The organism is Luteimonas sp. e5, assembly GCF_054031035.1.
This window is the reverse complement of record NZ_JBSTRX010000001.1, coordinates 579,883-593,293: the sequence shown is the minus strand read 5'-3', so window position 1 is coordinate 593,293 and position 13,411 is coordinate 579,883. Positions and strand designations below refer to the sequence as shown.

General features: G+C 68.0%; 14 protein-coding genes. 3 read left to right on the top strand and 11 right to left on the bottom strand.

Features of this window, described 5'->3' with window-relative positions:
* Positions 1-8: 8 nt before the first annotated feature.
* Entirely contained in the window at positions 9-416 is a 408-nt protein-coding gene (gene fur, locus ACW11F_RS02915) for a ferric iron uptake transcriptional regulator (protein ID WP_456995414.1), read from the bottom strand.
* 95 nt (positions 417-511) lie between these two features.
* Between fur and ACW11F_RS02910 the strand changes: the two genes are divergently transcribed.
* A complete protein-coding gene (locus ACW11F_RS02910) occupies positions 512-901 on the top strand; it encodes an outer membrane protein assembly factor BamE (RefSeq protein WP_456995413.1) in 390 nt (129 codons plus the stop codon).
* 54 nt (positions 902-955) lie between these two features.
* On the opposite strand, the gene ACW11F_RS02905 is transcribed toward ACW11F_RS02910, so the two are convergent.
* Together ACW11F_RS02905 and ACW11F_RS02900 are read right to left on the bottom strand one after the other, a co-directional pair.
* A complete protein-coding gene (locus tag ACW11F_RS02905; protein ID WP_456995412.1) occupies positions 956-1,246 on the bottom strand; it encodes an RnfH family protein in 291 nt (96 codons plus the stop codon).
* A complete protein-coding gene (locus ACW11F_RS02900; protein WP_456995411.1) occupies positions 1,243-1,677 on the bottom strand; it encodes a type II toxin-antitoxin system RatA family toxin in 435 nt (144 codons plus the stop codon). Before ACW11F_RS02900 ends, ACW11F_RS02905 begins: the two co-directional genes overlap by 4 nt.
* Before the next feature lie 47 nt (positions 1,678-1,724).
* On the opposite strand from ACW11F_RS02900, the gene smpB reads away from it, so the two are divergent.
* Positions 1,725-2,228, top strand: coding sequence for an SsrA-binding protein SmpB (smpB, locus tag ACW11F_RS02895; RefSeq protein WP_456995410.1), 504 nt, complete (start codon positions 1,725-1,727; stop codon positions 2,226-2,228).
* 47 nt (positions 2,229-2,275) lie between these two features.
* On the opposite strand, the gene ACW11F_RS02890 is transcribed toward smpB, so the two are convergent.
* From ACW11F_RS02890 to ACW11F_RS02855, 8 genes are all read right to left on the bottom strand, one after another.
* Entirely contained in the window at positions 2,276-3,103 is an 828-nt protein-coding gene (locus tag ACW11F_RS02890; protein ID WP_456995409.1) for a DUF3011 domain-containing protein, read from the bottom strand.
* A 72-nt stretch (positions 3,104-3,175) separates the two neighbouring features.
* Positions 3,176-3,949, bottom strand: coding sequence for a DUF3011 domain-containing protein (locus ACW11F_RS02885; RefSeq protein ID WP_456995408.1), 774 nt, complete (start codon positions 3,947-3,949; stop codon positions 3,176-3,178).
* 52 nt (positions 3,950-4,001) lie between these two features.
* Positions 4,002-5,003: an EF-P lysine aminoacylase EpmA gene (gene epmA / locus ACW11F_RS02880; RefSeq protein WP_456995407.1), complete on the bottom strand. Its 1,002-nt coding sequence runs from the start codon at positions 5,001-5,003 to the stop codon at positions 4,002-4,004.
* Positions 5,004-5,043: 40 nt separating this feature from the next.
* On the bottom strand, positions 5,044-7,143 hold the full coding sequence (gene ligA, locus ACW11F_RS02875; RefSeq protein ID WP_456995406.1) for an NAD-dependent DNA ligase LigA: 2,100 nt from the start codon (positions 7,141-7,143) through the stop codon (positions 5,044-5,046).
* 60 nt (positions 7,144-7,203) lie between these two features.
* On the bottom strand, positions 7,204-7,926 hold the full coding sequence (zipA, locus tag ACW11F_RS02870) for a cell division protein ZipA (protein WP_456995405.1): 723 nt from the start codon (positions 7,924-7,926) through the stop codon (positions 7,204-7,206).
* Between the two features lie 28 nt (positions 7,927-7,954).
* Entirely contained in the window at positions 7,955-11,458 is a 3,504-nt protein-coding gene (smc, locus tag ACW11F_RS02865) for a chromosome segregation protein SMC (RefSeq protein ID WP_456995404.1), read from the bottom strand.
* A 138-nt stretch (positions 11,459-11,596) separates the two neighbouring features.
* Positions 11,597-11,893 carry a BolA family protein gene (locus ACW11F_RS02860; protein WP_456995403.1) on the bottom strand — a complete coding sequence of 99 codons (297 nt, stop codon included), beginning with the start codon at positions 11,891-11,893 and terminating at the stop codon, positions 11,597-11,599.
* Positions 11,890-12,189, bottom strand: a complete 300-nt coding sequence (locus ACW11F_RS02855; RefSeq protein ID WP_456995402.1) for a YciI family protein — start codon at positions 12,187-12,189, stop codon at positions 11,890-11,892. The genes ACW11F_RS02860 and ACW11F_RS02855 overlap by 4 nt, the downstream gene beginning before the upstream one ends.
* A 262-nt stretch (positions 12,190-12,451) precedes the next feature.
* Between ACW11F_RS02855 and ACW11F_RS02850 the strand changes: the two genes are divergently transcribed.
* Positions 12,452-13,405 carry a segregation and condensation protein A gene (locus tag ACW11F_RS02850; protein ID WP_456995401.1) on the top strand — a complete coding sequence of 318 codons (954 nt, stop codon included), beginning with the start codon at positions 12,452-12,454 and terminating at the stop codon, positions 13,403-13,405.
* Positions 13,406-13,411 lie beyond the last annotated feature (6 nt).

The following is a 13,411-nucleotide window of genomic DNA, read 5'->3' as shown; positions in this document are numbered from 1 at the left end:
CGGACCGATCAGGTCTTGCGGCGCACGTACAGCACCAGCGAGTGATCCTCGATCACGTAGCCGTGCCTGGCGGCGATTTCCTTTTGCAGCCGCTCGATCTCGGGGCTTTCGAACTCGATGATCTTGCCGTTGTCCAGATCCACCATGTGGTCATGGTGGTCGCCGCGGTCGAGTTCGTACACCGCCTGGCCGCCCTCGAAGTTGTGCTTGAGCACCAGCCCCGCCGCCTCGAACTGGGTCAGCACCCGGTACACCGTGGCCAGGGCGATTTCCTCGCGCTCGTCCAGCAACTTGCGGTAGATGTCCTCGGCAGTCATGTGCCGCGGCTTGGCCTGTTCCAGCAAGGCGAAGATGCGCACCCGCGGATGGGTCACCTTGAGGCCGGCATTGCGCAGTTCTTCGTTTTCCAACGTCATGGGTATGAACGCGCGCCGCGGCATGCGGTCCGCGCGGCTCCTCGGCGATGGGTGAGCGTGTATTATCGCCCATCCACCCGACGCCGATATCGCGCATGCGCAACGCCCTGTTCATCATTGCCCTCGCCGCCAGCACCGCCGGCTGCGGCATCGTCTATCGCCAGCCGATCTATCAGGGTTCGCTGCTGGAACCGGAGACGGTCGGCCAGTTGCAGGTGGGCATGCACAAGCAGCAGGTGGCGGCGATGCTCGGCACCCCGGCGATCGAGGATCCGTTCCATCACGACCGCTGGGATTACACCAGTACCCAGCGCCGTGGTCGCCGTGCAAAGACCGAGGTCAGGAACTTCGTGGTGTTTTTCGAGAATGATCTGGTCGCGCGCTGGGAAGGTGATTATTTCCCCAACCAGGACGCCGAACTGGCCAAGCGCTCGGCGCGTGATTTCGGACCCAATCTGCGCCGCGATCCCAAGCGCGGGCGCTGAGGCGCTCACCCGCCGCCGATTGCCGGCCCTGATCCCCTGCCCCGGGCCCGCGCTTCAGCGGGCCCGTGTCTTTTTGAGTTTCTGCGCGGCTTCGGCGCGCTGACGGCGCGCCTGCTTGGGATCGATGACCAGCGCACGCAACAACTCGACACGGTCGCCGTGGACCAGCTCGCTGTCCATCCCTGCGCGACGACCGAACACCGCCACACCGGCCAGCTCGAAGCCCTCGGCCAGACCGGATGCGGCCACGGCTTCACCCACCCTCGCGCCGGCACGCAAAAGAACCCGGCGCGATTCGACCCGATCCGGCCACGCGACAACGACTTCGACCTCGATGGTGCTCATGCCGCCTCCGCGCGCGCGCTGCGCACGAAATCGTCCACCATGCGATCGGCCAGTCCCTGCAGGCCGAGCTTGACCACCGGTGCCAGCAGGCTGGACGCGGGCTCGAACTCCAGCAGCAGCGACACCTTGCAGGCATCCGCCGCCAGCGGGGTGAACTCCCAGCGCCCGTGCAGCGACTTGAACGGCCCATCGGCCAGGCGCATGTCCAGCCAGCGGCCGGGCAGCATGGTGTTTTCGGTGACGAACCAGGTCTTGAAGCCCGCCAGCTGCAGATCCAGGCGCGCCTTCATCCGGTTCTCGCCGCGCTCGAGCACTTCGGCGCCGCGGCACCAGGCGAAACGACGCGGGTAATCCTCCACGTCGGCCACCAGCGCATACACCACTTCGGCGGGACGCTTGACCAGCGCACTGCGTTCTATCCGGTTGACCACCCGATCTCCTTCGCAACCATCAATGACAAATCGGCGACAATGTCTGGATGAGCAAGGCCGCCAAAGACAAGAAGAAAAAGGATACGGCAAAGAGCGCGACCATCGCCCTGAACAAGCGCGCGCGGCACGAATACCACCTGGAGCAGCGCTTCGAGGCGGGCATCGCGCTGCAGGGCTGGGAGGTGAAAGCGATCCGTGCCGGCCGCGCCAACATCGGCGAGAGCTATGCCTTGATCAAGAACGGCGAAATCCTGCTGTTCGGCGCACAGATCACGCCGCTGATCCAGGCTTCCAGCCATGTGCATGCCGACGAGCGGCGCAGCCGCAAGCTGCTGTTGCACCGGCGCGAGATCGACAATCTGATCGGCCGCGTCGAGCGCGAGGGTTACACCCTGATCCCCACCGCGATGTACTGGAAAGGCAACAAGGTCAAGCTGGAACTGGCCCTGGCGCGCGGCAAGCAGGCGCATGACAAGCGCGCCGCGGCCAAGGAGCGCGACTGGAACCGCGAGAAACAGCAACTGCTGCGCCGGCACAACCGCGAAGCCTGAGCGAGCAAGGCGGACACGGCAGATGCCGCGCCGCCCTGCGGTGATGCTCAATACAGGCGGAACTGCGCGCGGCAGCCGCCATCGACCCAGATTCCGCTGCGATCCCAGCCCCAGCTGCGGCCTTCGATGCACGCGCTGCGCGACTGCTGATGCACCAGCTGCACGCCGCGCCCGGTGCGCACCGGGCAGTAATGGCGCCGGCCGTTGTGCGAAGCGCACTCGATCATCTGGCCCTGACCGTAGCCCCGGTTGTCGTAGCCGCGATTGCCGTAACCACGATTGCCACGGCCGTAGTTGCCGGGACGCGAACCGTAACCGGCACGGCTGGCGAACTCGGCGCGGCAACCGCCATCGACCCAGATCACGCCGTTGCGCGTGCCCCAGTTGCGGCCCTGGATGCAGCGCGTGCTGGAAACCTGCCGCACCAGCTCGACCCCGCCCCGGGTATCGAACGGGCATTCGCGGTAGCGCCCGCCGTCGGAACTGCACAGCATCGCTGCACGGCCACCGTATTGGCCGCCATGGCCATACCCATAGCCCGGATACCGGTTGTTGCCGTAACCCGCGCCATATCCGGTCATGAACTCGGCGCGGCAGCCACCATCAACCCAGACCGCATTCTGGCGCACGCCCCAGCTGCGGCCTTCGATGCACGCGGCCTTGGATACCTGGCGCACCAGACGCACGCCACCACGCGTATCGACACGACATTCGCGGTAGCGGCCATCGATCGAATCACAACGAAATTGCTGGCCACCATAGCCCGGCTGTTGCCCGGGCCAGGATTGCGCGGCGGCCGGAGTGGCCATGCCCAAGGCGATCAGGCCGAATGCACCGGCGAGTATCAGACCCCATGAGTGAATGCGCTGCCTCATCTCCCTGCTCCCTTGTTGACCCGATGCTTCCAGCCTAGTGCGCATGGCTGAATGGCAGGCCAAAAAGCACGCTCAGGGCGATTCTTGTTCAGGTTCCTGACCGGCTTGCCAGACACGGAATTGTGCACGGCAGCCGCCGTCGACCCAGATGCGCTGCGCCTCCCAGCCCCAGCTGCGACCCTCGACACAGGGCGCACTGGAGATTTGTTGCAGGATTTCGACGCGTGCGATGTCCGCCACGCGACACTCGCCGGGTTTGCCGTCACGCGATTCGCAGCGGATGGCGCGACTGCCGTCCTCGCCTGCCCGCTTGCGCCCGAACAGGCGCGAGAACAGGCGTGAACTCGGCCGTGGCTCACCACGCACTTCAAATTCGGCGCGACAACCGCGGTGCACCCAGACGCCATGGTCGTCATAGCCCCAGGATTCACCCAGCTCGCAGTCACGACCGGAAAGCTGGCGCACCAGACGCACGCCGCCGGAAACATCCACCGGACAATGCCGGTACAGGCCTCGCGATTCGCAACGCAAACGCTTGGCCACGGTGGCGTCATCCTCGCGCCGTGTCTGTTGGCGCTTGGGGCCGAACTCGCCTCGACAACCGGCGGCCACCCACAGGCCCTGCGGGTCGCGGCCCCAGGACTGGTTTTCGATGCACGCATTGCGCGAGAGCTGGCGCAGCAGCACCGCCTCGCCGGCGAAAGGAAGCGCGCAATGGGTCCAGCGTCCGTCCACCGAGTCGCAGCGCACGCGTTGGTCGGCCTCGACCACGGTCTGGGCAGCCGCACCCGGCGGAACAAGGGCGGCCAGTGCAAGCAGCAGACTCGGACCCGGACGGATGCGCATGCACGCACTGTAGCCGGCCATCATGAAAGCGGTGCGAATCACGCGCGCGGATTCAGGCACGAGTGAAGTCGAACGCCAGCACGTCGGCGATGCGTGGCGTGTCCAGCATCGCCATCAGCATGCGATCGATGCCGAGCGCGACGCCGGCACAGGACGGCAGACCGTGTTCCAGTGCGGCCAGCAGGCGCGCATCGATCGGCGGCGCGTGACCATCACGCGCCCGGCGCCGAGCCACGTCATGCTCGAAACGCGCACACTGCTCGCCGGCATCCAGCAGCTCGTGGTAGCCGTTGGCCAGTTCCAGAGGGCCGAGGTAGAGCTCGAAGCGTTCCGCCACCGCCTGCCCGTGGTCATCCTCACGCAGGCGGGCCAGGGCCGATTGCGTGGCCGGGTAGTCATGCAGCAGCAGGATGTCGTCACGCGCCAGGCGCGGCTGGATGTGGTGGGTCATCAGCAGGTCGAGCCAATCGTCGCGATCCAGACCGGCCGGATCGATGCGCTCTGCTCCGAACGCCGCCTGCAGCTCGGCATCGCTGGCGGTGAACGGATCCAGCCCCAGTTCGCGCCGGTACAGATCGCGGTAGCTCAGGGTTTCGACGCGTCCGACATCGCGACCGACCAGCGCCAGCGCTGCACCGACCACGTCCACCGTTTCCGTCATCAGGCGATGGTGATCCCAACCCACCCGGTACCATTCGAGCATGGTGAACTCCGGGTTGTGCCGCCCGCCGGCTTCGCCATCGCGGAACACCCGGCCCAGCTCGTAGCAATCACCCAGTCCGGCCGCCAACAGGCGCTTCATCGCGTACTCCGGCGAAGTGCGCAGCCAGCGCCTGCGGGGCGCACCTTCGGTGCGGCCGCTGAACTCGAGATGGAACGGCATCAGATGCAGGTCGGTGACACCGGCCTGCGACAGCACCGGGGTTTCCACTTCCAGCACCTCGCGCTCGGCGAAGAACGCGCGCAGCCGCTGGTACAGGCGTGCGCGCAGACGCATGGCCTCGAACGCGGCGCTGGGGCGCCAGTCGTTGGCCGATGGTGCGGCCTGGCTCATGCGGGGTACCCGACGGCGACATTCGCCAATTGCTGCGCGCTCACGGCGCGTGCGCCTCGAGGAAGGCCAGCAACGCCGCTTCGTCCCAGATCTCCAGCCCCAGCTCGCGCGCCTTGGTCAGCTTGCTGCCCGCAGCCTCGCCGGCGATGACCAGTGCGGTCTTCTTCGACACGCTGCCGCTGACGCGCGCGCCCAGGGCTTCGAGCTTCTCGCCGGCCTGGTCCCGGCTCATGCTGGCAAGGCCGCCGGTCAGCACCACGGTCTTGCCCGCCAGCGGGCCTTCGCTGGCTCGCACCGGCGCACCTTCGGGCCAGTGCACGCCGTGCGCGCGCAGCGCGGCGATCACCTCGCGGTTGTGCGGCTCGGCGAAGAAGTGCGCGATATGCGCGGCGAGCACCGGGCCGACATCCGGCACCTGTTGCAGGCGTTCGGCATCGGCCTGCATCAAGGCATCGAGCGCGCCGAAATGCCGCGCCAGCGTCCGCGCCGTGCTCTCCCCGACCTCGGGGATGCCGAGCGCGAACAGCAGGCGCTCGAGCCGGGTATCGCGGCTGGCCTGGATCGCGTCGATCAGCTTGTGTGCCCAGCGGTCGGCGACCTTGCCCGGCTTCGCCGCAGGCGCAGCTTCCGGCGCGGCCGCGGCATCGGCGCGCCGTTTCATTTCCAGCAGGTCGTCCACCTGCAGGCGATACAGGTCGGCGACGGTCTGCACGTAGCCGTATTCGACCAGCGCCTCGGCATAGCGCTCGCCCAGACCGTCGATGTCCATCGCGCGGCGGCTGGCGAAGTGGAACAGCGCCTGCACGCGTTGCGCCGGGCAATACAGGCCGCCGCTGCAGCGCGCCACCACCTCGCCCTCGCCGCGTTCGATCGCCGAGCCGCAGACCGGGCACTGCGCCGGCATCTGCCACGACGGGTGGACAGGTTCGCCGCGCGCATCCAGCGGGCGCTCGGCTTCGACCACGCGCACCACTTCCGGGATCACGTCGCCGGCACGGCGCACGATCACCGTGTCGCCGGCACGCACATCCAGTCGCGCCACCTGATCGGCGTTGTGCAAGGTGGCGCGGGTGACGGTGACGCCGCCCACGTGCACCGGACGCATCAGCGCCCACGGCGTCACCGCACCGGTGCGGCCGACATTGACTTCGATCGATTCCAGCACCGTGCTCGCTTCCTGCGCCGGAAACTTGTGCGCCAGCGCCCAGCGCGGGGCGCGCGAGACGAAGCCCATCGCGCGTTGCTGGTCGAAGCGATCCAGCTTGTAGACCACGCCATCGATGTCGTACGGCAATCCGTCACGGCGCTCGCCGATCTGGCGGTAATAGTCGAGCAGACCCTCCAGCCCCTGCGCGACGTCGGTTTCCGCACTGACCGGGAAACCAAGCGCGCCGAGCCAGGCCAGCGTTTGCGAATGCGTTGGCGGCAGCTCGACGCCCTCCACCTCGCCCAGTGCATAGGCGAAGAACGCCAGCGGGCGCTGCGCGGTGATCGCCGGATCGAGCTGGCGCAGCGAGCCTGCCGCGCCATTGCGCGGATTGGCCAGCGGTTTGCCACCCTCGGCCAGCGCACGCTGGTTGTAACGCTCGAAAGCGGCCTTGGGCATCACCACCTCGCCGCGCACCTCCAGCACGCGCGGCAGCCCGGACGCGCCGTCTGGCGGACTCAGCCGCAGCGGAATGGAACCGATGGTACGCAGGTTGGCGGTGACGTCCTCGCCCGTGGTGCCATCGCCGCGGGTGGCGCCGCGCAGCAGCCGACCGTCTTCGTAGCGCAGGCTGACCGCCAGCCCATCGAGCTTGGGTTCCACCGAAAACCACGGATCGGCATCACCGGTTTCCTTTTCGATGCGGGCGACGAATTCGGCCACTTCCGCTTCGTCGAAGGCATTGCCCAATGACAGCATCGGCACTGCATGCGCCATGCTGGCAAAACGCGCGGACGGCGCGGCACCGACGCTGCGTGTGGGTGAATCGGCAGTCGCCAACTCCGGGTGCGCGGCTTCCAGCGCCTCGAGGTCGCGCAACAGCGCGTCGTACTCGGCATCGGCCAGGTCCGGGTCGTCGAGTACGTAATAGCGATGGTTGGCGGCGCGGATACGCGCAGCCAGCTCGGCATGGCGAAGGGCGGCGTCGCTCATCGCGTCAGGCGGCCCGTCGCCCAGGCCAGGTGGCGGGCACGAGGCCGGCAGCCATGGCGATTACCAGCGCCCGGGGCCGGCCAGCGGCGCAGCCTCGCGCTGGCGATCCCAGGCGCGCAGCTCGTCGCGGATGTGCGCGATGCGTTGGCGGCCCAGTGCGTTGCGCTCCTCGTCCAGCACCACGCCATCGAGCAGTTCGGCCATGCGCTGCGCGGCGGGCAGCATGGTGTCCCAGGCTTCCAGCGCGCCCACCGGCGCCGGCAGGGTGAGGAAGAAGGCGATCGCCGGGGTTTCCAGCGACTGCAACGAGGCCATGTCGAAGCTGCCCGGCTTGATGATGTTGGCCACGCTGAAGATCGGCCCGGCTTCGGGACGGCGGTCGACGAGGCGATGGAACACGTCCATGTGGCCGAACACCAGGCCCGCCTTCTCCGCCGCCACCAGGATGTCCGGCCCGCGCAGGGTCTGGTTGGCGCGCGCGGCGACGAACAGCGTCACGATGCGATCGAACTCCTCCTCGCGGCGCTTGCCCAGTTCATTCGTCGGAGCGTCCAGCCCAAGCTCCGCCTGTTCGGCACTGGCCTGCGCCGTCGGTGTCGCCTCGTCGCCATCCAGGTCGGCACGCACCGCATCGCCCAGGCTCGGTTCGCTGCGTTCGCCACGCTCGCCGCGGCGTTGCCCTTGCGGGCTGCGCGCGGGCCGCTGGCTGGCCCACCAGATGCCGGCGATCAGGATCAGCCCGGCGACAAGGATGCCAAGACGCAGCAACAGGGTTTCGGACATGGGACAGGCTCCGCGTGGCTCGGGGGATTCAGGTGGCGCCCACCATGCGCGTGGCCTCGGCGAGGTCCACCGAGACCAGGCGGCTGACGCCCGGCTCACGCATGGTAACGCCTGACAATTGTTCGGCGGCTTCCATCGTCGCCTTGTTGTGGGTGACGAACAGGAATTGCACCGCCTCGCTCATTTCCTTCACCAGACTGGTGAAGCGGCCGACGTTGGCCTCGTCCAGTGGCGCATCGACTTCGTCCAGCAGGCAGAACGGCGCCGGATTGAGCTGGAAGATGGCGAACACCAGCGCCACCGCGGTCATCGCCTTCTCGCCGCCGGACAGCAGGGTGATGTTGGACACGCGCTTGCCGGGCGGGCGCGCCATGATCGCCACGCCGGTATCCAGCAGGTCCTCGCCGGTCAGTTCCAGATAGGCATGGCCGCCGCCGAACAGGCGCGGATACAGCGCCTGGATGCCGGCATTGACGCGGTCGAAGGTGTCCTTGAAGCGGCCGCGGGTTTCGCGGTCGATCTTGCGGATCGCCTCTTCCAGCGTTTCCAGTGCCACGCTGAGGTCGGCGTCCTGTGCATCGAGGTACTTCTTGCGCTCCTCGGCCTCGGCATGCTCGGCGATGGCGGCGAGGTTGACCGGCTCGAGCCGGCGCAGCCTGGCATCGAACTCGTGCACCGCACGCCCCCAGTCCTCGGCCCGCGCATCCTCGGCAAGGCTGGCGATCAACTCCTTGATCTGGAATCCGGCCTCCTGCGTTTCAGCGGCCAGGCGGTTGGCCTCGATCATCGCCGCCTGCTGGTCCAGTTTGCGCTGGCTGATCTTTTCGCGCTGCTGCAGCGCCTGTGCATCGCGGCTCTGGCGGGTCTGCTCGAAACCGCGCAGTTCATTCTCGATACCTTCCAGCGCGGCGCGCGCGGCGGCCAGCGCCTGATCCACGCGCACGCGCTCGTCCAGCGCCGCCTGGCGCTCGGCCTCGAGTGCGTGGATCGGCTCGTCCCCGCCGGACAATTGTTCAGCCAGCTCGCCAAGGCGTGAATCGAGCTGCCCGCGCTGCTGGCCCATGCGCGCCAGTGCACGGCCCAGCGATTCGACCTGGGTGCGCTGGGTTTCGGTGGTCAGCGCGAGCGCATGCGCCTGTTCGCGCGATTCACGCGCCTGCTCGCGCGCCTGATCGCGTGCCTCGGCCAGTTGCCGGCGCTCGGCCTCCAGCGCGCCACGCGCATCTTCGAGTTCGGCCATGCGCGCCACCGCGCCTTCCAGCGTTTCGCGCGCCTGGCGGCCCTGCTCCCGGCCCTGCTCGCTGGCCTGCGCGATCTGTTCCAGTTCGCCATCGATATTGGCCAGTCGCGCGCGTGCCGATTCCAGCCGGCCCTTGTGGCTTTGCAGGCGCCCGGCCAGTTCCGACACGCTGCGGTGGCCTTGGTACAGGCTGCGCTGCGCGTCCTCGCGCGCCTGTTCGGCTTCCAGCGCGCGCTGGCGCAGGTCGGCGAGTTTCGCTTCAAGCGCCTTGTCCTGCGCCTGCAGGGTCTCGATCTCGCCACGCAGGCGCTGGATCTCGCGCTCGCGCAGCAGCGCGCCCTGCTTGGCCGCGCCCGAGCGCAGCACGCGCAGCCAGCCGGCACCGGCACGCTCGCCGGCACGGGTGATCACCGAAGCGCCTTCCGGCAGCCGCGCCAGCAACGCCTGTGCCTCGTCCAGCGTCTCGGCAACATGCAGATTGGCCAGCATGCGCCGCACCGCGAGCGGCCCGCGCACCTTGCTGGCCAGCGAGGTGGCGGCAAACGCGGCATCGCCACCATCGGCTGCGACCAGCGCCAGACGCCCATCGCCAAGCTCGCCCAGCGCATCGACCAGCGCCTCGGGTGCTTCCACCAGCACGCCCTCGATCATCTGTCCGAGCGCGCCTTCGACCGCCGCCTCCCAGCCCGCTTCGACTTCGATGCGTTCACCCACGCGCGGCGCGCTGTCCAGGCCATGCTGGCGCAGCCAGGCCACCGCCGCGCCCTGCTCCTGACCCAGCGCCGCGGCCTGCAGCGTTTCCAGGGAACTCAGGCGCCCACGATGATCCTGCGCGTGCTTGCGCGCCTCGGCCAGCTCCGCCTGCAGCTGGCGCTGTTCGTCCTGCAGCGCACCGACCGCCTGCTTGCGCGCATCGACCTCGGACTGCAACGCCTCGATGCCGCCCTTTTCGCTCTCGTGCCGGGTTTCGATTTCGGCGAACGAGGCCGCCAGCGCCTCCAGATCGAGCTGTTCGCGCTCGGCCTGCAGCTTCTCGCGCCGGCGCTCTGCATCCAGCAACTGGCGGTCGAGGTAGTCGACCCGGGTGCGCTCGACATCTCCGGCGCGCGCCGCTTCGGACTGCGCGCGATGGTGCGCGTCCCAGCGCTGCTGCCATTCGGCGAGCCGGGTTTCCGCCGCCTTCAGTTCCGCCTGGCGGCTGGCATCGTCCTCGCGCAAGGCAGCCAGACGCGGCTCGGCCTCGGCCAGGCTCGCCTGCAGGCTGGCCAGCGCGGTTTCGTCGCTGCCGATGTGGCTGACCAGTTCGGCCAGCGCCGCTTCCGCTTCGCTGCGCGCATTCGCCAATCGAGTGGTCAGCTCATGCTGGTGCTGAATCTGCTGCTCCAGCCGTGCCAGCACGCCACCGACGCGGTACACCTCGGCCTGTGCCTGCGCATGCGCATCCACCGCCTGCTGGTGCCGTTCGCGCCCGGTCTCGATCTCGCGCTCGGCCTCGCGCTGCTCGGCGATCAGCTGCTCGAGCCGGGTTTCGTCCGCCGCCAGCGCCTGCCGGTGCTGCTGCAGATCGGCGTCCAGCGCGCGGTACTGCAGCGCCTTCCACTCGGCATTCTTGATCCGCCGCTCGGCCTGCAGCGCGGTGTACTGCTCGGCCTGGCGCGCCTGGCGGGCCAGATGCTGCAACTGCTTGCCGACTTCGTCGCGCAGGTCGCTCAGGCGATCGAGGTTTTCGCGGGTGGAGCGGATCCGGCTCTCGGTCTCCTTGCGCCGCTCCTTGTACTTGGAGATGCCGGCGGCCTCTTCCAGGTACACGCGCAGTTCCTCGGGGCGCGCCTCGATGACCTGCGAAATCATGCCCTGCTCGATGATCGAATAGCTGCGCGGGCCAAGCCCGGTGCCGAGGAACAGGTCGGTGATGTCCTTGCGCCGGCACTTCGTGCCGTTGAGGTAGTAGGTGCTGTGGCCATCGCGGCCGACGCTGCGCTTGACCGAAATCTCGTTGAACGCGCCGAACTCGCCGCCGATCGCGTGGTCGGAGTTGTCGAAGATCAGCTCGACGGTCGCCTGCGAAACCGGCTTGCGTGCGCTCGAACCGGAGAAGATGACGTCGGTGGCCGAATCGCCACGCAGGCGGCTGGCCGAGGACTCGCCCATCACCCAGCGCACCGCATCGATGATGTTGGATTTGCCGCAGCCGTTCGGCCCGACCACGCCGGTCATGTTGGTCGGCAGGTGCAGCGTGGTGGGATCGACGAAGGACTTGAAGCCGGCAAGCTTGATGGTGGACAGGCGCATGGAATCGGATCGCTTGGCGATGCAGGCATCGCAGCTATGAAATTGGTTGAAGTTGCTTCTTCAACTGATTGAATTTATTGGGCTTGTGCTGATAACAAAGAATGCCCGACTGGCCAGTATAGCGAGCCGTGCACCACCTCACCCCGCCTCGGCCTTGATCGCCAGTGCGTGGATGTCGTCCTGCATCATGCGGCCGAGGGCGGCGTAGATCGCACGGTGGCAGGCGAGCGGGCTCATGCCGGCGAAGGCGGGGCTGACGATGTGCAGGCTGAAGTGGCCGTGACCGTGTGCGCCGCCGCCGTGGCCGGCGTGTTTGTGGCTGTCATCGACGATCTCCAGCACGCTGGGGGCGAAGGCTTCGCTCAGCAGCTGGCGCATGCGTTCGATGCGTGCGGGGTTGAGCCGGGGGATGTCGGCTTCGGTGTAGCCGCTCATGGCAGCACCTTGCGGAACGGGCGCACCTCGACGCGGGCATAGACGCCAGCGGCAAGATACGGGTCGGCATCGGCCCAGCGCCGTGCCGCGTCCAGCGACTCGAATTCGGCCACGATCACGCTGCCGCTGTAGCCGGCGGGACCGGGATCCTCGGCATCGATCGCCGGGCATGGACCGGCCAGCAGCAGGCGACCGTCATCGAGCAGCTGCTGCAATCGCGCCAGGTGCGCGGGGCGATGTTCGGCGCGGCGCGCCAGCGCGTCTTCGCCATCAAAGCCTTCAATCAGGTACCACATGCAGTCATGAGTCCGGCATCCGTGAAGCAGCGAGATTAACAGCCCGCACTCTGCACCGCGCCGCAGGGCGCGCTGCTTTACAGCCCGGCCTGCTTGCGCTTACCCTAGGCGCACGCGTTGCTGCGTGCCGGTTTGCCTTCTCGCCCGCGCCGCTCGCCGTTTTTCCTCGACCTTCTCCGCGATGCGCCTGCGTGCGCGCCATCGTCGAGTGGACGATGCCTTTTCCCCGTCGCGCCAACCGTGCGCGACCCGTTCGTACCGAATGACCGAAGCCAGCGCCCCCGTGGCCACCGCACCCGCCGCGTCCAGTCCACCCCAGCAGCAGGAAATGCCGCTGGCGACGGTGCTTGGCCAGCCGCTGCTGGAAATCCCCAAGGATCTGTACATCCCGCCGGATGCGCTGGAAGTCATCCTCGAAGCCTTCGAGGGGCCGCTCGACCTGCTGCTGTACCTGATCCGTCGGCAGAACCTCGACATCCTCGACATCCCGGTGGCCGAGATCACCCGGCAGTACGTGGACTACATCCAGGCCATGCACCATTTGCGCTTCGAGCTGGCCGCGGAATATCTGGTGATGGCCGCGATCCTGGCCGAGATCAAATCGCGCTTGCTGCTGCCGCGCCCGGTCAGCGAGGAAGGCCTGGAGGAAGACCCGCGCGCGGATCTGGTGCGCCGGCTGCAGGAGTACGAGCGTTTCAAGCAGGCCGCCGAAGACCTCGACGCGCTGCCGCGACAGGAGCGCGACACGCATGCCGTCACCGCCTTCGTGCCCGACCACAAATGGGTGCGCGAGCCGCCGCAGGTGGAACTGCGCGAAATGCTGCTGGCACTGCATGAAGTGCTCAAGCGCGCCGAGCTGTTCAGCCAGCACGCGATCCGCCGCGACGCGCTTTCGGTGCGCCAGCGCATGGGCGAGCTGCTGCAATGGCTGGGCGATGGCGCCTTCCACCGCTTCGAATCGCTGTTCACCGCCGAGGAAGGCCGGCTGGGCGTGGTGGTGACCTTCCTCGGCCTGCTGACGCTGGCCAAGGAGCAACTGGTCGAGATCGTGCAGGAAGCGCCGGAGCCGGCACGTCCCGGCGAGCGCGCGCTGCCGGCACCGATCTACGTCAAGTCGCTGGCGCTGGGCGAGGACCGCCCGGCCGAGCTGCCCGAAAGCGAGTTCGATGGCGATGCCGCCGTTGACAGCGCAGCGCCGACGGACGCGGACACGTGAGCCCTC